The sequence below is a fragment of the Micromonospora sp. CNZ280 genome, from assembly GCF_011759515.1.
In genome coordinates, this window is record NZ_JAAOYP010000001.1 from 536,367 (window position 1) to 553,864 (window position 17,498).

15 protein-coding genes are annotated in these 17,498 nt (G+C 73.8%); 6 read left to right on the forward strand and 9 right to left on the reverse strand.

What is annotated here, in order from left to right; all coding sequences use genetic code 11:
* Positions 1-205: 205 nt before the first annotated feature.
* Positions 206-742 (forward strand): RNA polymerase sigma factor, encoded by a 537-nt coding sequence (locus FHX32_RS02485; protein ID WP_167179097.1) that lies wholly within the window; start codon positions 206-208, stop codon positions 740-742.
* Positions 729-1,949 (forward strand): hypothetical protein, encoded by a 1,221-nt coding sequence (locus FHX32_RS02490; protein WP_167179099.1) that lies wholly within the window; start codon positions 729-731, stop codon positions 1,947-1,949. Before FHX32_RS02485 ends, FHX32_RS02490 begins: the two co-directional genes overlap by 14 nt.
* A 341-nt stretch (positions 1,950-2,290) precedes the next feature.
* On the opposite strand, the gene FHX32_RS02500 is transcribed toward FHX32_RS02490, so the two are convergent.
* The gene (locus tag FHX32_RS02500) at positions 2,291-2,479 is read right to left on the reverse strand and encodes a DUF397 domain-containing protein (protein WP_167179101.1); all 189 of its coding nucleotides are present in this window, start codon (positions 2,477-2,479) and stop codon (positions 2,291-2,293) included.
* Positions 2,470-3,273, reverse strand: coding sequence for a Scr1 family TA system antitoxin-like transcriptional regulator (locus FHX32_RS02505; RefSeq protein ID WP_167179103.1), 804 nt, complete (start codon positions 3,271-3,273; stop codon positions 2,470-2,472). Before FHX32_RS02505 ends, FHX32_RS02500 begins: the two co-directional genes overlap by 10 nt.
* 431 nt (positions 3,274-3,704) lie before the next feature.
* Here FHX32_RS02505 and FHX32_RS02510 point away from each other — a divergent pair, with 431 nt between their 5' ends.
* Positions 3,705-3,950, forward strand: a complete 246-nt coding sequence (locus tag FHX32_RS02510) for a flavin reductase (RefSeq protein ID WP_167179104.1) — start codon at positions 3,705-3,707, stop codon at positions 3,948-3,950.
* Between the two features lie 83 nt (positions 3,951-4,033).
* Here FHX32_RS02510 and FHX32_RS02515 read toward each other — a convergent pair whose 3' ends face one another.
* Positions 4,034-4,966 carry an ABC transporter ATP-binding protein gene (locus tag FHX32_RS02515; RefSeq protein WP_088992467.1) on the reverse strand — a complete coding sequence of 311 codons (933 nt, stop codon included), beginning with the start codon at positions 4,964-4,966 and terminating at the stop codon, positions 4,034-4,036.
* A 260-nt stretch (positions 4,967-5,226) separates the two neighbouring features.
* On the opposite strand from FHX32_RS02515, the gene FHX32_RS02520 reads away from it, so the two are divergent.
* Together FHX32_RS02520 and FHX32_RS02525 are read left to right on the forward strand one after the other, a co-directional pair.
* Positions 5,227-7,449, forward strand: coding sequence for a TRAP transporter fused permease subunit (locus FHX32_RS02520; RefSeq protein ID WP_167179106.1), 2,223 nt, complete (start codon positions 5,227-5,229; stop codon positions 7,447-7,449).
* Between the two features lie 2 nt (positions 7,450-7,451).
* Positions 7,452-8,471: a TAXI family TRAP transporter solute-binding subunit gene (locus FHX32_RS02525; RefSeq protein WP_486480880.1), complete on the forward strand. Its 1,020-nt coding sequence runs from the start codon at positions 7,452-7,454 to the stop codon at positions 8,469-8,471.
* A 123-nt stretch (positions 8,472-8,594) separates the two neighbouring features.
* Here FHX32_RS02525 and FHX32_RS02530 read toward each other — a convergent pair whose 3' ends face one another.
* The 5 genes from FHX32_RS02530 to FHX32_RS02550 all read right to left on the reverse strand — a co-directional run bounded on the left by FHX32_RS02530 (position 8,595) and on the right by FHX32_RS02550 (position 13,782).
* The gene (locus tag FHX32_RS02530) at positions 8,595-9,134 is read right to left on the reverse strand and encodes a hypothetical protein (RefSeq protein WP_167179109.1); all 540 of its coding nucleotides are present in this window, start codon (positions 9,132-9,134) and stop codon (positions 8,595-8,597) included.
* On the reverse strand, positions 9,134-11,032 hold the full coding sequence (dnaG, locus tag FHX32_RS02535) for a DNA primase (RefSeq protein WP_167179111.1): 1,899 nt from the start codon (positions 11,030-11,032) through the stop codon (positions 9,134-9,136). Before dnaG ends, FHX32_RS02530 begins: the two co-directional genes overlap by 1 nt.
* 186 nt (positions 11,033-11,218) lie before the next feature.
* The gene (locus FHX32_RS02540) at positions 11,219-12,055 is read right to left on the reverse strand and encodes a siderophore-interacting protein (RefSeq protein ID WP_167179113.1); all 837 of its coding nucleotides are present in this window, start codon (positions 12,053-12,055) and stop codon (positions 11,219-11,221) included.
* A gap of 10 nt (positions 12,056-12,065) precedes the next feature.
* Positions 12,066-13,361: a deoxyguanosinetriphosphate triphosphohydrolase gene (locus FHX32_RS02545; RefSeq protein WP_167179115.1), complete on the reverse strand. Its 1,296-nt coding sequence runs from the start codon at positions 13,359-13,361 to the stop codon at positions 12,066-12,068.
* A 67-nt stretch (positions 13,362-13,428) separates the two neighbouring features.
* Positions 13,429-13,782 carry a VOC family protein gene (locus FHX32_RS02550; protein ID WP_167179117.1) on the reverse strand — a complete coding sequence of 118 codons (354 nt, stop codon included), beginning with the start codon at positions 13,780-13,782 and terminating at the stop codon, positions 13,429-13,431.
* Positions 13,783-13,977: 195 nt separating this feature from the next.
* Here FHX32_RS02550 and FHX32_RS02555 point away from each other — a divergent pair, with 195 nt between their 5' ends.
* Entirely contained in the window at positions 13,978-14,475 is a 498-nt protein-coding gene (locus tag FHX32_RS02555) for a roadblock/LC7 domain-containing protein (protein ID WP_167179119.1), read from the forward strand.
* 99 nt (positions 14,476-14,574) lie between these two features.
* Here the strand turns inward: FHX32_RS02555 and ppdK are convergent, their stop codons facing one another.
* The gene (ppdK, locus tag FHX32_RS02560; protein ID WP_167179121.1) at positions 14,575-17,283 is read right to left on the reverse strand and encodes a pyruvate, phosphate dikinase; all 2,709 of its coding nucleotides are present in this window, start codon (positions 17,281-17,283) and stop codon (positions 14,575-14,577) included.
* Positions 17,284-17,498 lie beyond the last annotated feature (215 nt).

Here is a 17,498-nt window from a genome sequence, read left to right on the forward strand (position 1 = left end):
CCGCGTCCTCGGTTCAGCTGCTCGGTGGCGCCGGTGGTGCGCTCGGCGTCGGCCCTGTCATCGGGGCTCGGCCCGGAGCTTTTCCGACGTCCACCGCGCCGAGCAGCCTTCGCGCTCGCGTTCGCGGTGGCTGACATCTTCTGGCCGGTCGCCCGGAACCTTTCTCTCCGCCCGCGAGTGGAACAGGTGGAGAGGGGAGGTGACGGTGTCCGACGAACTGATCTCCGAGGTATACGCGGCCTGCTACCGCCGGCTGGTCGTCCAGTTGTACGCGGTGACCGGCGACCTGAACGAGGCGCAGGAGGCGGTCCAGGAGGCGTTCACCCGGGCGCTGATGGCGCCGCGCAGCTTCGCCGCGTTGGAGAACCCGCAGGCGTGGTTGCGCCGGGTGGCGGTGAACGTCGCGCGTAGCCGGCATCGGCGCCGGCGGGTGCTGGACAGGTTGCTGCGCCGCATCGGACCGCCGCCCGAGGTCGCGGACCGGTCACCCGAACACCTCGCCCTCCTCGCCGCGCTGCGCGACCTGCCCGAGGGGCAGCGACACGCGTTGGCCCTGCACTACCTGGTCGACCTGCCGGTGGACGAGGTCGCGGCGACGCTCGGCGTATCGGCCGGCACTGTCAAGTCCCGGCTCTCCCGTGGCCGGCAGGCTCTCGCCCGGCTGCTCACCGAGGTTGACCCGGCCGATGCCGGCTCCGACGTCACCGTCACCACTATCGGGAGGACCGATGTCCGATCGTGAACTGCCCGGCTTCGATGTCGCCACGCTCAGCCGGGCCGTCCGGCAGCCGCCGCTCGACGAGCTCCGCGCGGTTGCCAGCGTGCGCGGCCAGACCCGGCGCAGGCGGCGCGGCGGGCTACTGCTGGCCGTCGTGGCCGCGCTCGCCGGCACGGCGTTGACCCCGGTCGCCGGGGGCCTGGGCGGCGCCGGCAACCCCACTGCCGACCCGACCGCGGTCCCGGCACCACCCGCCGGAGCCGAGCTTTTCCTCCTCAGTGACCGGTCGGTGGTCGGCGTCCGGGTCACCAACGTCAACTGCGCGCTGGACTTCACCAGCACCAGGGACTTCGGGCGTACCTGGTCGCCGTACCGCCCGGCGCGATACGACGGGCCCTGCCGGATCGAGAACGGGATAGGCAAGTCGGACGTCCGATACTTCCCGCTCAGTGCGCGGACCTACCTGGTGAGCGTCGACGGGCGGTCCTACCTGTCCACCGACGAGGGGCGGACCTGGCGGGACGGGGCGAGCGCCATCGTCACCGTGGACGCCTTCCCGCCGAAGGCCCGACTGGTCTCCTCTGGACTGGCGTGGTGGGGGCTGCGCGAACCGATGGCCGTCGACCCCGACACGGGCACCGCCTACCGGCTACGGGCGGGGGTGCCGACGTCGTACCCGATGAACAGCCTGTACGCGAGCCCGGACGGGGTGCTCTGGGCCGCCTTCCGGCCGGGCGATGTGCACCAGCCCTCGGTGCTGGCGCGCAGCGCCGACCGGGGCGCGACCTGGGAGACCGTGCTGGCCCCGAACGGTGGCGCGGTGACGTCCGTGGCGGCGGAGAGCGGGCAGGTGGCGTACCTGCTGGCGGAGCCCTACTCACCGATGGGCGGCGGTCCGCCGCCGGCCGGCAGCCTTGCCACGATCATGCGGACCGGCGACGGCGGCCGGACCTGGCAGCGGGTCGAGACCGACCTGCCGGCCGGGCTGCGCGGCGACCGGCAACTGGTGGTGGGCGCGGATGGCAGCCTCCTGATCGGGGACACGGACGACAACGGTTACGGGTTCCTGTGGGTGAGTCACGACCGCGGCCGGCACTTCACGAAGAACCTGGTGACCCGGGGCGGTCTGGTGCTCAGCTGGGCACCGGGACAGGTCCTGCTCGCCGGAGCCGATGGGGTCCGGTTGACCACCGACGGGCGGACGGCCACCCGGTTGCCGGGGCTGGAGTGACCACCGGTTTGGGGCGGGACGCCCGTGCGTCCCGCCCCAAACCGGATCAGGCGGGGCCGACCCGGACCGCGTGGGCGGAGGCGGAGCCAGGTGTCCGGGTTCGGGCCGGAACCACACCCCGCGTCGACGACTCGGCGGCCCGAGACATCGCCGGCGAGGCGAAGCATCGCGGGTCGCTCGTGGTAGGCGTGAAGAGGCCGGACTCGTCCCCGCCGCGTAGGCGTCCGCAAAGCTGTCGTAGTCGGTCGCTGTCACCGTGACCCCATTCCCCGTGGGAGGCAAGGGTGCGTTCCTGCCAAGCCCGCGTGGCTGCGACAGCCCGGCTCGTGCGGGTGGGCCAACTACCGCCGGGCGACGCGCCAGACGAACGCCCGCCAAGCGGCGGGATCGAAGGCCAACACCGGGCCGGCCGGGTCCTTGGAATCGCGTACGGCCACCACGCCGGGCAGGTTGTCGGCCACCTCCACGCAGTTGCCGCCGCTGCCGTTGCTGCGGGTGCTCTTGCGCCACCGGGCGCCGGTCAGGTCCATGTCTCCGCCACTTCCGCTATCAGGTCGAGGGACTGCTGCTGCGATAGTGCCTCACCGCGGATCGACTCCCACACCTCGACCATCTGTCGCACGTACTCGGCCCGGTCGACCACCTGCCCGTGGCGCTGCCCGTCCAGGTAGACGACGTCGTCGCCGGTGGGCGAGGTAGCGATCACGAAGGGGCCGTCGAGCCCAGCGTACGCCCCGGCGGAGAGCGGCACGACCTGGATCCGGACCCGGGGCAGCGCCTCACCCAGCTTCACCAGATGCCGCAGTTGCTCACGCATCACCTCCGGCCCGCCGATTCGCCGGCGCAGCACGTACTCGTCGATGACCACGCTGAGCAGCGGCGGCCGGTCGCGAGTGAGCACCGCCTGACGGTCCAGCCGGGTCGCCACCTGCCGCTCGATCTCGTCCGCTACGAACAGGCCGGCACCGATGAGGATGGCGCGCGCATACCCCTCGGTCTGCAACAGGCCCGGGACGTAGAGCGGCTCGAACGTGCGTAGCGCCGTGGCCTCCTGCTCGATGCCGGCCCAGTCGCGGAACCAGGGCACCACGGTTTCCCGGCTGATCCGGCGCTGGATGCGTTCGAAGCGGCCGTCCGCCCCGAACACCGCGTCGCAGCGGCGGGCGAAGTCGAGGCTCGGCCGGCGCTCGCACGTCTCCACCTTGGCGACCAGGGCGCCCGAGTAGCTCAGCGCCTCGGCCAGCGCGCTCTGCGACATGCCGCTGGTGGCTCGGGCCAGCCGCAACTCCTCCGCGAAGTGGTCCAGCATGGACGAGCGTTCCACGGACAGCCTCCGTACATCCTCGTACCGCCAGGGACCGACCGCCATACGCCCTGGTCGTCGGCGCGCGGGACCTCCCACCGTAGTCGGGTCCTCACCAGACTGTCACGCAGCGGAACCGCTCACGGGATCAGACGGCGGGCGGAACCAGGCCGGGGGCGCCCGACGACAGCGAGGTCCCGGGCGCCCCCTTCCCAGCTCGACGGAGGCTCACCCATGCGACTCAGGTTCTGGCGCTGCCGGCGTCCGGCGCCACCCGCCACGCTCCCCCGCCGTACGCCCAACACCCGGCCGGCGTGGGCGACCGCGCCGACGGAGGTGTTCCCCACCGACGGCCCGGGACGCCCGGGGCGGCTGACCAGGGCGCAGGAATGGCGGGCGAACGGTGGCCACTGGCTGCCGTCGCCGCGCCGGAGCGAGGATGGCCGGCGCTGATGCCGCGTTACCGCCCGCACGTCGCGGCGCGCCCGTCCTGGCGCTGCCGGGTGTGCGGCGCCGCCTGGCCGTGCTCCCCGGCCCGGCTGGCGCTGCTCGGCGAGTACCGGGAGAACCGGACGGGCCTGCTGATCTACCTCGGCACCCTGATGCACGAGGCCATGACCGACCTCGCCGCGCTGAACGGGCAGGCCGCGCCGGAGGGGATGACCGACCGCTTCCTCACCTGGGCCAGGGCCCGTTGAGTCGGGCACGATCTTTGGCAGCTCAGGAACTCGACACGCCGAGAAAGGTTCACCCGGTGCGTCAACGATCGGCGCGCGGCGCCTCAGTCGACCAGGGTGCGCCCGGTCAGGTGCAGGAAGACGTCCTCCAGGCTGCTGCGCCGGACCAGCACGTTGGCCGGGGTGAGCCCGAGGGCGTTGACCTCGGCCACCGCCGCGTCGCCGTCGGGGACGTAGAGCAGGATGCGGTCGGGCAGCACCTCGACCCGCTCGGCCAGCCCGTCGACCTTGCCGGCGAACGCCTCCTGCGACTCGGCGGCGAAGCGCAGCTCGACCACCTCGCGGGTGGAGTGCTGCTCGATCAGCGCCCGCGGTGAGCCCTCGGCGACGATCCGCCCACCGTCCATCACCACCAGCCGGTCGCAGAGCTGCTCGGCCTCGTCCATGTAGTGCGTGGTGAGCACCAGCGTGACGCCCTGCTGCTTGAGCCGGAACAGCCGCTCCCAGACCAGGTGCCGGGCCTGCGGGTCGAGGCCGGTGGTCGGCTCGTCGAGCAGCACGATCTCCGGCTCGTTGACCAGGGCGCGGGCGATGGTGAGCCGACGCTTCATGCCGCCGGAGAGCGGCTCGACCTTGCTGTCGGCGCGCTCGCTGAGCTGGACGAAATCGAGCAGCTCGGCGGCGCGGGCCCGGGCCACCCGGCGGGGAATGCCGAAGTAGCGGGCGTAGGTCGTCAGATTCTCCCGGACGGTCAGCTCGGGATCGAGGTTGTCGAGCTGCGGGCAGACGCCGAGGCGGGCCCGGATCGCCGGGCCGTCGCGGACCGGATCCATGCCGAGGATGCGCAGCTCACCACCGCTGGGCGGGGAGATGCAGCCGACCATCCGCATGGTCGAGGACTTGCCCGCGCCGTTCGGCCCGAGGAAGCCGAACGCCTCGCCGGAGCGCACCTCGACGTCGATGCCGTCGACGGCGGTGAAGTCGCCGAACCGCTTCACCAGCCCCCGGGCCTGGATGAGTGGTTGAGCCGTGGTCACCGCCCGACCCTAGCCGCCGGGTCCGACAGCTCCACCCGATTTACCCGCGCACCCGCAACCCACCGGCACGACACGGGGCAGACGGGTGTCGATACCCCGCTCACCGGTTGATCGACGTGTATCGTCCCTCCGTGTCGCCCACCCGCTCACCCGACGGCTCACCGCCACCCGGTCGCCCGGCCGACGCACCGCAGGCCGCGCCCGGTCCACCCGGAGCCGGGGCACCGCCCCGCCCGGCGGAACCTCCCGCCCAGGAGACGATGCCGGCGGACTCCCCCGCCGCATCGCCCGACGCCGGACGCCCGAGCAGCGACGCCGAACGCCCGGGCAGCGACGCCGACGGCCCCGAGCCCGCCAGCCCGGACGGCGGCACCACCGCCACCGACCCGACCAGCCCCGACCTGGCCGCCCGGTTCGAGGACGAGAAGCCCGGCCGGACCCTCACCGGTGCAATCGGTCTGCTGCTCGCCGGCGTGGCGCTCGCAGTCGCCGCGCTCGCCCTCTGGCAGGTGTTCCGCCCGCTGCCGCAGGGCAGCAAGTACTACCTGATCATCTTCCTGGCGGGCGTACTGCCGCTGGTCTTCCTGGCCTACCCGGCCGACCTGCCCCTGCCGGCCCGGCTCCGGCGCGCGATCCGGCCCGGCCGGACCGCCCCGGACCGACCGGGCAGAGTGGACGGACCGCTCCGGCCGGCGGGCGGCGCGCGGCCGACCCTGCCGGACTGGGCGCTGGCCGCCCTGGCCCTGGTCGCCTGCCTCTACCCCGTGCTGCCGGTCCGCCTCGGCTCCGGCGGCGGCGGGTACAACGCCTTCCTCGACCGGCAGGGCCTGCTCGTGCCGCTGGACCTGGTGATGGGCACGGTGCTGCTCCTGCTGTTGCTGGAGGCGTGCCGCCGCACCACCGGCTGGATCCTGCCCGCCGTCTGCCTGCTGTTCCTCGGCTACGGCTACTACGGCGGGCTGCTGCCGCAGTCCTGGCCGGTCGCCCACGCCGGGCTCGACTTCAGCCAACTGGTCGACGCCTTCTACAACTCCGACAGCGGCTTCTACGGCACCCCGCTCGACGTCGCGGCCTCGTACATCGTGCTCTTCACCATCTACGGCGCGGTGCTCGACCTCTCCGGCGCCGGGCGGTTCTTCGTGGGCCTGTCCACCGCCGCGTTCCGCCGGTCGCGGACAGCCGCCGGGCGCACCGCCGTCGCGTCCGGCTTCCTGCTCGGCACCGTCTCCGGCTCCGGCGCCGCGACCACGGTCAGCATCGGCGCGGTGACCTGGCCGATCCTGCGCCGGGCCGGCTACCCGCCGGAGCGGGCCGGCGGCATGCTCGCGGCGGCCGGGGTGGGCGCCATCCTCTCGCCGCCGACGCTGGGCGCGGCGGCGTTCATCATCGCCGAGTACCTGGGCGTGTCGTACCTGCGGGTGCTCGGCTGGGCGACGGTGCCGACCGTCCTGTACTACCTCGGCATCCTGCTGGCCGTGGAGATCGACGCCCGGCGCTCCGGGGTCCGCCCGGTGCTGATCGACGCCGCCTCGCCGTGGCGGCTGCTCGCCCGGTTCGGCTACCACTTCGCCTCGCTGGTCGCCATCGTCGTGCTGCTCGCCGTCGGCTTCTCCGCCACCCGCGCGGTGGTGCTCGCCACCGTCCTGGCCGCCGCACTGTCCTTCCTGGACCGGGCCCACCGGCTCACCCCGGCCCGGCTCGCCGCCGCCGGAGTCGCCGGCGTACGCGGGGTGCTCGCGGTGACCGCCGTCTGCGCCGCCGCCGGCATCATCACCGCGACCACCACGAAGACCGGCCTCGGGCCGCAGGCGGCCGCGCTGCTGGTGGGCGGCGCGCAGGCGGTCGCCTCGGACCCGACCCTGGTGCTGGCGCTCACCGCGCTGCTCGCCGCCGTCGCGCTCAGCCTGCTCGGCCTGGCCGTGCCGGTCACCGCCTCGTTCGTCATCGGCTGGGTGATCATCGGTCCGGCGCTGCTCGACCTCGGCGTGTCGACGCCGGCGGTGGCGATGTTCGTCTTCTACTTCGCGGTGCTGTCCGAGGTCTCCCCGCCGACCGCGCTGGCCGCCGTCGCGGCCGCGGCGGTCACCGGCGGCCGGCTGGTGCCGACCATGTGGCAGACCCTGCGGTACGCCCTGCCCGCCTACCTGACGCCGATCGCCTTCGTGCTCACCCCGGCCGGCCTCGGGTTGCTCGGCATCGGCGGCGCGCGACGGGTCGCGGTCGCCGCCGTGGTGGTCGCGCTCAGCGTCGCCGTGCTGGCCGTGGCGGCCGGCGGCTGGCTGCCCGGCGTCGGGCCGGCCGGCGTGCCGGAGCGCGTCCTCGGCGCGCTGGCCGGCGTGACCCTGCTCTGGCTCGAACCGGTGCCGGTAGCGGTCGGTGTCGCGCTGGCCGCCGTGGCCGCCACCGGAGTGCTCGTACGACGCGGATCCGCCGGCCGGGCCGCCGGGCCGCGCGCCGGATCACCGGAGGTCAGGGAGGTATGACAGTGAGCGGGACCAGGATTCGGCTGCTGGCGGGGGTGGGCGTGCTCGCCCTCGCCGCGGCGGGCGTCGCGGGCTGCGGCGGCCGGCAGGGCGGCGCGGCGAAGGACGACACCGCCAGCGCGGTCACCTGCGAGGTGACCGCGGACACCCGGGTCGGCATCGCGACCGGCAACGCGACCGGCGTCTACTACGTGGTCGGCAACGCCCTGGCCGGCCAGCTCTCCGGCGCCACCGGCGGCAAGCTGACCGGCACCGCCGCCGAGACCGGCGCGTCGGTGCAGAACATCGAACAACTGGTCGCCGGCCAGTACGACGTCGCCTTCTCGCTCTTCGACACCGCCGTCAACGCGGTGCAGGGCAAGGGCAGCTTCACCGCCGCGCAGCCGGTCGAGGCGCTCGCCCGGATCTACGACAACTACACGCAGGTCGTGGTGCGGGCCGACGCGGGCATCACCTCGGTGGCGGACATGCGCGGCAAGCGGATCTCCACCGGCTCCCCCAAGTCGGGCACCGAGGTGATCGCCAACCGGCTGCTCGAGGCCGCCGGCCTGGATCCGGCCAAGGACGTCCAGGCGCAGCGGCTCGACCTCGCCAAGACGGTGCAGGGCGTCAAGGACGGCAGCATCGACGGCTTCTTCTGGTCCGGCGGGGTGCCCACCGGCGGGCTGACCGACCTCTTCACCACCGCCCGGGACCAGGTGAAGTTCATCGACATCACGCCGCTGCTGCCGAAGCTGGCCGACATCAACCCGGCCTACCAGGCCGGCACGATCGGCAAGGACGCGTACGGCCTGGCGGCCGACACGCCGACCATCGTGGTGCCGAACGTGCTGCTGGTCCGCAAGGACCTGGACGCGAACGTGGCCTGCGCCATCACCCGGACGGTGTTCGAGCGCAAGGACGCGCTGACCCAGGCCAGCCCGGCCGCGAAGGGCATCAGCCTGGAGACCGCCCGCCGGACCGACCCCGTACCGCTGCACCGCGGCGCGGACAAGGCGCTGCGCGACCTGGGCGCCAACTGACCCCGGCCGGGCCCGGCGCGGACACCGCGCCCGCCGGGCCCGGTTCGGACATTGCTCCCGCCCGGGCCCATTCGGGGACGCTGCTTACCGCCCGACCCAGCGGCTTCGCCGGCCCGGGCGCGGTCAGGCGTCGGTGGGTGCGGTGGCGGCGCGGGCCGCGGCGACCAGCCGGTCGGTCTCGGCGAGCACTTCGTCGTCGTCGGCCGGGGTGCCGGGGTCCAGCCGGACCGTCCAGGTCAGGCCGTCCACGCCGGGCACCCGGCGGGCGGCCACCCGGCCGGCGCCGCCGGGCAGCGGGTGGTGCTGGGTGTACGCCACCGAGCGGGTCACCCGGGCCCGCACCTGGTGCGGCAGTTCCCCCGGATCGAGCAGCAGGTACGTCTCGGCCGGGCAGTCGGCGACCACCGAGTAGCCGTCCCGCTCGGCGACCCGCTCGGCCGGCGTGACGGTCAGCTCGCGGCCGGACCAGACCGCCTTGAGGACGTCGTGCCAACCCAGCCGGTGCCCCCGGCCGGGCAGCCAGAGCCCGAGGTTGCTGGCCACCACCACCCCGTCACCCTCGCCGTTGCCGGCGGCGGCGGCCCAGGCCAGCACCCGCTCCTCGGCGGCCAGCGGCGGGCGGGCGGGCGCCGGCAGCTTCGGCTTACGGTTGAACAGTCCCATCACAGCCCTCCCGCGGCCTGCTCGCGCAGCGCCCGGGCGTGCTGCTCCAGCGAGAGCAGCTCGCCGAAGAGCGCGAAGTACTCGTCCTTGTTGCTGACCGGGTTGATCCGCTGGATCCGCGACTTGAGTTCCTTGATCCGGCTGGTCACCGAGCCCCACTGCAACCGGGCCATGGTGACCGAGACATAGCGCGGATCGGGTTCGCCGTCGATCCGCAGCGGCTCCACGGCCAGTTCGCCGACGAGCGCCTGGGCGGCGAGGTCCTCGCAGGCGTCGCGGACCGACTCGATCCAGACCGCGCCGCCGGTTGCGGCCGACGCCCCGCCGACCGCCGCCACGGCGGCGCGCACCGCGGCGTGCACCGGGTGGCGGTACTCCACCGCCTCGACCGCGTCGAACATCGGCCCGGCCAGCACCGGCTCCTGGAGGGCGAGCTTGAGCGCCTCGCGCTCGACCATCGACTGCGGGCTGTCCGCGCTCGGCTCGGGCCGGGCGGGCCGGGACGGCGCGGGGCCGGCCTCGCGGCCGGGCTGGCCGGAGGCGGCGGCCAGCACCGCCCGCTGCACCGGCTCGATCTCCATGCCGAGGTCGCCGGCGAGCTTGCGGACGTACTCCGGGCGCTTCTCCCGGTCCTTGAGCTTGGCGACCAGGGGCGCGGCCCGGCGCATCGCCTCCACCCGCCCGTCGACGGTGTCCAGGTCGTACCGGCTGATCACGTGGCGCAGCGCGAAGTCGACCAGCGGCTCGCGGCGGGCGACCAGGTCGCGCACCGCCAGGTCGCCCTTGGCCAGCCGCAGCTCGCACGGGTCCATGTTGTCGGGGCTGACCGCGATGAACGTACGCCCGACGAAGCGCTGGTCGTCCTCGAACGCCCGCAGCGCGGCCTTCTGCCCGGCGGCGTCCCCGTCGAAGGTGAAGATGATCTCGCCGGCTCGTTCGTCGCTGTCGAAGAGCACCCGGCGCAGCACGGCGATGTGGTCGGCGCCGAACGCGGTGCCGCAGGTCGCCACCGCCGTCGGCACGTCGGCCAGGTGGCAGGCCATCACGTCGGTGTAGCCCTCGACCACGACCACCTTGCCCTGCTTGGCGATCTCGCGCTTGGCCTGGTCGATGCCGTAGAGGACGTGCGACTTCTTGTAGATCGGCGTCTCGGGGGTGTTCAGGTACTTCGGGCCGTCGTCGTCGTCGAAGAGCTTCCGGGCGCCGAAACCGATCACGTCACCGGTGATGTCCCGGATCGGCCACATCAACCGGCGGCGGAACCGGTCGATCAGCGAGCCGGAGCGGGCCGGCCGGGACAGCCCGGCGGTGACCAGTTCGTCGTGCGTGAAGCCCTGCTGGCGCAGGTGCTTGGTGAGCAGGTCCCAGCCGTCCGGGGCGAACCCGCACCCGTAGCGCTCGGCGGCGGCCTTGTCGAAGCCGCGGCGGGCGAGGAACTCCCGGGCCGGCCGGGCCCCGGCAGTGCCGAGCTGAGCCTGGTAGAACTCGACGGCGACGGCGTGCGCGGCGACCAGGCGCTGCTTCTGCCCGTGCTGCGGCCGGGCGGCGCGCGGGGCGGCCTGGTCGCCCTCGACGTAGCGCAGCTGGATGCCGGCCCGGGCGGCGAGCCGCTCGACCGCCTCGACGAAGCTCAGGTGCTCGGCGTCCATCAGGAACTTGATCGCGTCGCCACCGGCGCCACAGCCGAAGCAGTACCAGACGTTGCGGGCCGGCGAGACGTTGAACGAGGGGCTCTTCTCGTCGTGGAACGGGCACAGGCCCTTGAGGTTGCCGCCGCCGGCGGACTTCAGGGTCACCGTCTCGGAGATCACGTCCGCGATCGAGGTGCGCTCGCGGACCAGCGCGATGTCCTCGTCCCGGATCCGCCCAGCCATGCTCGCCACCCCCTCGGCGTACATCCTGCCCTGCCGGACCGACGCTCCGCCGCCGGGGGACGCCCCGGTGTGGCGCCGACCGCCACGCCGGCCCGACGGGGAAGGACGCGTCCGGCCGATCGGCACGCGGACGCGTCCGGAGCTACTCCCCGGCCGGGGTCCACGTGGCGACCGTCACCGTCGCCGGTGCCGTCGCCCCCGGGTGGCGGGTCAGGTGGCGAGGGCGGTGGACTCCTCCGCCTCGACCTGGCGGTTCCACTCGGGCTTGGTCGAGCGCCAGCCCTCGTCGTCCATGCCGCGCCGCCAGTAGCCGGAGATGGAGAGCCGCTCCCGGGCCACGCCCCACTCCACCCGGAGCAGCCGGCGCAGCTCCTTGACCCACGTCGCCTCGCCGTGCACGAAGGCGTGCACGTCACCGGGCGGAAACTCCAGCTCGCGGACCGCGGCCAGCAGCGCCTCGCCGACCGGCCGGTCGCCGCGGTGCAGCCAGGACAGCCGTACCGCGCCGGGGCTGAGCAGCGGCTGCTCGTCGGCCGGGTCGCCGATCTCGACCAGCGCGACGGCCGGGGCGCCGACGGGCAGCCGCTCCAGGGCGGCGGCGATCGCCGGCAGCGCGCTCTCGTCGCCGATCAGCAGGTGCCAGTCGGCGGTCGGGTCGGGGGTGTACGCCCCGCCGGGGCCGACGAAGCGCACCGGGTCGCCCGGGCGCAGCGCGGCCGCCCACGGGCCGGCCAGCCCCTCGTCGCCGTGGTGCACCACGTCGACGGTCAGCTCACCGGCCAGCGGGTCCCAGGCCCGCACCGTGTACGCGCGCAGCCGGGGCCACTGCTCGCGGGGCAGGTCACGACGGATCGCGGCCAGGTCCACCGGGTCGGGGTGGTCGACCCCGGGCGCCGGGAAGAGGATCTTGATGTAGTGGTCGGTGAACTCGCCCACCGGCAGGCCGGCCAGTTCCTCACCACCGAGCACCAGGCGGATCAGGTGCGGGGTGGGCCGCGAGGTACGCAGCACCCGGGCGGTGGTGACCTTCTTGGCGCGCTCCGTCATGCCAGTTAGGTTAGCCTAACTTCGGCGCGTCACCGACCGGGGTACCGCCCACCAGCCGCGTGTGCCAGGCGACCGCCGCCGGGTCGGTGAGCGAGGCCACCTGGTCGACCACCACCCGCAGCCGGGCGGCGTCGTCCGGGGCGGCCCGCCACAGCGGCGCGAAGACCGGGTCGAGCGCGGCCGGCGCCCGGTCGGCCAGCACCGCTACCAGGTCGGCGATCACCTCCCGCTGCCGCTCGTACCGGCCCCGCGCACCCGGCCGGCGCAGCACGTACCGCAGCGCGATGCCCTTCAGCAGCGCGCACCGGGCCCGGATCGACCGCGGCACCACCAGGTCGGCGGCGTACCGGCGGTGCGGGCCGGCGCCGAAGCGCTCCTGCGTGGCGGCCACCGCGGCGGAGACGAAGCGGCCGGTCAACACGCTGGTGGTGGCCTTCAGCGCGGCCTGGGCGCGGTGGCTGCCGTCGTAGCCGGCGAGCGGGGCGAGCACCGGGTCGGCGAGCAGGTCGACCAGCACCTCGCCCAGGTCGGCCGGGGACTCGCCGGAGTAGGTGGCGGCGACGTCGGCGCAGAGGGCGGCCCGCTCGTCCGGGTCGGTCAGCAGCGGGTGCAGCGTGACGTAGCCGCCGTGGATGCCGTCCTCCACGTCGTGCACCGAATAGGCCACGTCGTCGGCCCAGTCCATCACCTGCGCCTCCAGGCAGCACCGGTCACCGCCCGGGCCGCCGGCGCGCAGCCAGTCGAAGACCGGCCGGTCGTCGGCGTACACGCCGAACTTGCGCTGCCCCGGGCGGCGCGGCCAGGGGTACTTGGCGACCGCGTCGAGCGAGGCCCGGGTCAGGTTCAACCCGGCGGAGGACCCGTCCGGGGCCAGCACCTTGGCCTCCAGCCGGGTCAGCACCCGCAGCGTCTGCGCGTTGCCCTCGAACCCGCCGCAGGCCGCGGCGAGCTGGTCCAGCGCGGCCTCGCCGTTGTGCCCGAACGGCGGGTGGCCGAGGTCGTGGGCCAGCCCGGCGGTGTCCACCACGTCGGGGTCGCAGCCCAGCCGCGCGCCCATCTCACGGGCGATCTGGGCGACCTCCAGCGAGTGGGTCAGCCGGGTACGCAGGAAGTCGTCAGTGCCGGCCGTGTGCACCTGCGTCTTCGTGGCGAGCCGGCGGAACGCCGCCGAGTGCAGCACCCGGGCGCGGTCCCGCTCGTACGGCGACCGGCCGTAGCCGGAGTCCTTCGGGGGCTCCTCGACCCGGCGGCGGGCGTCGGCCGGGTTGTCCGCCCCGGGCCGGCCGGGCTCGGGCTGGACAGTCAACCGGCCACCGGCCTAGTCACGCTGCCGGGATGCCCCTGTTCGCGACTGCGGGGCTCGCAAGACCGGCTCACTCCTCGCGCTCACGCAGCACGCAGAACTCGTTGCCCTCCGGGTCGGCGAGCACCGTCCACCCGACGTCGCCCTGCCCGACGTCCACGTGCCGGGCGCCCATGTCCACCAGCCGCTCGACCTCGGCCTCCTGGTCGCTGGGACGCAGGTCGAGGTGCGGCCGGTTCTTGCCGTCCTTGCCGTCGGGCACCGGCACGAACACGATGCCGGGCAGCCGGTCGGCCGACTGGCGGATCTCCACCTCGTCCGGCTTCTCGGTGACCACCTGATAGCCCAGCGCCTCGGCCCACCAGCGGGCGAGTCGGGCCGGGTCCCGGGCATCGACGGTCAGGCTCTCCCAGGCGCTGCTCATGTCGATCAGCGTACGCCCGGACGGCCGCGACGGCGCGCCCGCGACGTCCGGTCCGGCGGCCCGCAACCCCCGATCAGACGAGAGTTGTCAACCGATCGCCGACCGTCACGGGATCGCGGGATCACGGCGGCCACCGGTAGCGTCTCCGATGCGGTACGTGACCAACCGACCGGAGACACGACGGGGGAGACGCGCGTGGACGAGGACCTGGTGGGAACGGAGTTGCGGGGGCTGCGCCGGCGCCACCCGGAGGTCGCCGGCACAGTGCTCGCCGGCACCGACGGCCTGCTCATCTCCAGCGACCTGCCCTCGACGGACGCCACCCACCTGGCGGCGCTGGCCGCGGCCAGCTTCGGCCTGGGCAGCCGGGTGGCCGACACGGCACGCCGGGGCGAGTTCCGCGAGTCCGTGGTACACACCTCGGCCGGCTGCGTGGTGACCTATCCGGCCGGCCCCGACGCGCTGCTGACCCTGGTCACCGAGGCCACCGGCGACCTCACCGCGCTGCACGTCGACGCCCGCGCGGTCGCCCACCGGGCCGGTGCCGCGCTGGAGCACCGGCGTCCGCTCGGCGCCACCGCGCTGCCGACCACCCACGGCCCGCGCGCCACCCGCACCCCCACCCGGACCACGCTGCCGACCCGGCGGGTCGCCCGGCACCCGCACGCCAGCTGGCGCCGCCCACCCGTCTGAGCCGGCCGCGCCGCCGGTCCACGACGATCGCCGGCCCCGAGACGCGACCGGCGGCGGGCCCGTGGACCGGGTCCGCCGCCGGGCGTACGGATCAGCTGGTCAGCGGCTGTCCGAGCCGGTCGTCTCGATGGCGGCCCGACCGGCCTCCAGCCGGGCGACCGGCACCCGGAACGGCGAGCAGGAGACGTAGTCCAGCCCGACCTCGTGGAAGAAGTGCACCGACTCGGGGTCGCCGCCGTGCTCGCCGCAGACGCCGAGCTTCAGCTCCGGACGGGCCGCCCGGCCCTCCTCGGCGGCGATCCGGACCAGCCGGCCCACGCCCTCCCGGTCGATCGACTCGAACGGAGAGATGCCGAAGATGCCCAGCTCCAGGTATCGCCAGAAGAACGCGCCCTCGACGTCGTCCCGGGAGAAGCCCCAGCCCATCTGGGTCAGGTCGTTGGTGCCGAAGGAGAAGAACTGCGCCGCCTCGGCGATCTGCCCGGCGGTCAGCGCCGCCCGGGGCACCTCGATCATCGTACCGATCAGCACCTCGACGCCGCTGTCCCCGACCACCTCGGCGATGATCTTCTCGGCCTCGGCGCGTACCGTCTCCAGCTCCTGGACCGCGCCGACCAGCGGGACCATGATCTCCGGGCAGGCCGACCCGCCGGAGCGGGTGACCGCGACGGCGGCCTCGGCGATGGCGCGGACCTGCATGGCGAACAGGCCGGGGATGACCAGGCCGAGCCGGACCCCGCGCAGGCCGAGCATCGGGTTCTCCTCGTGCATCCGCCGGACGGCGGCGAGCAGGGCCTCCTCCTTGGCGACGTCCTCGCCGCGCTCCTGGGCGACCGCCACGTTGACCGCGAGCTGCTCCAGCGGGGGCAGGAACTCGTGCAGCGGCGGGTCGATCAGCCGGACGGTGACCGGCAGGCCGTCCATCTCGCGGAAGATCTCGATGAAGTCCTCGCGCTGCAACGGCAGCAGCGCGGCGAGCGCGTCCTCCCGCTCGGCATCGGTGGCGGCGAGGATCAGCCGCTCGACCAGCTCCCGGCGGTCGCCGAGGAACATGTGCTCGGTGCGGCACAGACCGATGCCCTGGGCGCCGAAACGCCGCGCCCGCGCCGCGTCCGCGCCGGTGTCGGCGTTCGTCCGCACCGCCAGCCGCCGCCGGGCGTCGGCATGGGTCATGATCCGGTGTACGGCCTGCACCAGCGCGTCGTCGATCCGCTCCGGGTCGAGGGTGCCCTCGAAGTACTGCACCACCTCCGACGGCATGACCGGCACCTCGCCGAGGTAGACCTTGCCGGTGGTGCCGTCGATGGAGACCACATCACCCTCGGTCACCGTCTGCCCGGCCACGGTGAACTTCCGCTGCGGGATGTTGATGTCCAGCTCGTCGGCGCCGGAGACGCAGGTCTTGCCCATCCCCCGGGCCACCACGGCGGCGTGGCTGGTCTTGCCGCCGCGCGAGGTGAGGATGCCCTTGGCGGCGATCATGCCGTTGAGATCGTCGGGGTTGGTCTCCCGGCGGACCAGGATCACCGACTCACCCTCGGCGGCCAGTTCGACCGCGCGGGCCGAGGTGAAGACCACCTTGCCGACGGCCGCGCCCGGCGACGCCCCGATGCCCTTGGCCACCGGCTGGAACTCGTGGTCGAGTTTGAAGCGGGGAAACATGAGCTGGGCCAGCTGCGCGCCGTTGACCCGGTGCAGCGCCTCGTCCAGGTCGATCAGGCCCTCGTCCACCAACTGCCCGGCGATGACGAAGGCGGCCGCGGCGGTGCGCTTGCCGACCCGGGTCTGCAGCATCCAGAGCTTGCCGCGCTCGATGGTGAACTCGATGTCGCAGAGGTCCTTGTAGTGCCCCTCCAGCCGAGCCATGTAGTCGAGCAACTCGTCGTAGGACTTCTTGTCGATCCGCTCCAGCTCCTGCAGCGGCACGGTGTTGCGGATGCCGGCGACCACGTCCTCGCCCTGCGCGTTGGCCAGGTAGTCGCCGTAGATGCCCTGCGCACCGCTGGCCGGGTCCCGGGTGAACGCGACGCCGGTGCCGGAGTCGGCGCCCAGGTTGCCGAAGACCATCGCCACCACGTTGACAGCGGTGCCGAGGTCGGCCGGGATGCGCTCCTGCCGGCGGTAGATCACCGCGCGTTCGGCGTTCCAGGACTCGAACACCGCGCGGATGGCCAGGTCGAGCTGCTCGCGCGGCTCCTGCGGGAACTCCCGCCCGGTGTGCTTGCTGAAGATCTTCTTGTACGCGTCGACCAGGCCGCGCAGGTCGTCCGCGTCGAGGTCCAGGTCGTTGGTGGTGCCCTTGGCCCGCTTGACGTCGTCGAGCGCGTGCTCGAACTCCTCGCCCGGCACGTCGCAGACGGTCTTGCCGAACATCTGGATCAGGCGGCGGTAGGAGTCCCAGGCGAACCTGTCGTTCCCGCCGGCCTGCGCGCTCAGCCCGACCACGCTGCGGTCGTTGAGGCCGACGTTGAGGACGGTCTCCATCATGCCGGGCATCGAGAACTTGGCGCCGGAGCGGACCGAGACCAGCAGCGGGTCCTCCGGATCGCCGAGGCGCCGGCCCATCTCCCGCTCCAGCGCCGCCAGGTGCGCGGCGATCTGCTCGGCCAGCCCGGCCGGCTCCGATCCGGTGGCGAGGTAGGCCTTGCACGCCTCGGTGGTGATGGTGAAACCGGGCGGGACCGGCAGGCCGAGGTTGGTCATCTCGGCCAGGTTGGCCCCCTTGCCGCCGAGCAGGTCCTTGAGGTCCTTGTTGCCCTCGGCGAAGTCGTAGACGTACTTGTGTTCCGCCGTCTCTTGCGCTGCCACCAGAGCCTCCCACGCGCGCCGGTCCGACACTTAACGAAGGTTTAGTTGCTCCCATACCCCGTGGCCAGGCGCCGGTAATCCCGATGCCCCGCCAGTCGGTGGGCGAAGGCTAAGCGAACAACGGGTGGGCTGGGACCGTTCGGTGACAATAGGCACAGCCATCACGACTATCCGCGTTCGTGCCGGTTTCTGGGAACGCTTCCACGCGCACGATC

Bases quoted from the DNA above. Each gene is read 5' to 3' on its own strand.
- FHX32_RS02540 (WP_167179113.1), bottom strand. From the start codon at position 12,055: ATGACGGAGCGCGCCAAGAAGGTCACCACCGCCCGGGTGCTGCGTACC.
- FHX32_RS02550 (WP_167179117.1), bottom strand. From the start codon at position 13,782: ATGAGCAGCGCCTGGGAGAGCCTGACCGTCGATGCCCGGGACCCGGCC.
- FHX32_RS02530 (WP_167179109.1), bottom strand. From the start codon at position 9,134: ATGGGACTGTTCAACCGTAAGCCGAAGCTGCCGGCGCCCGCCCGCCCG.
- dnaG (WP_167179111.1), bottom strand. From the start codon at position 11,032: ATGTACGCCGAGGGGGTGGCGAGCATGGCTGGGCGGATCCGGGACGAG.
- FHX32_RS02510 (WP_167179104.1), top strand. From the start codon at position 3,705: ATGCCGCGTTACCGCCCGCACGTCGCGGCGCGCCCGTCCTGGCGCTGC.
- FHX32_RS02490 (WP_167179099.1), top strand. From the start codon at position 729: ATGTCCGATCGTGAACTGCCCGGCTTCGATGTCGCCACGCTCAGCCGG.
- FHX32_RS02520 (WP_167179106.1), top strand. From the start codon at position 5,227: ATGCCGGCGGACTCCCCCGCCGCATCGCCCGACGCCGGACGCCCGAGC.
- FHX32_RS02500 (WP_167179101.1), bottom strand. From the start codon at position 2,479: ATGGACCTGACCGGCGCCCGGTGGCGCAAGAGCACCCGCAGCAACGGC.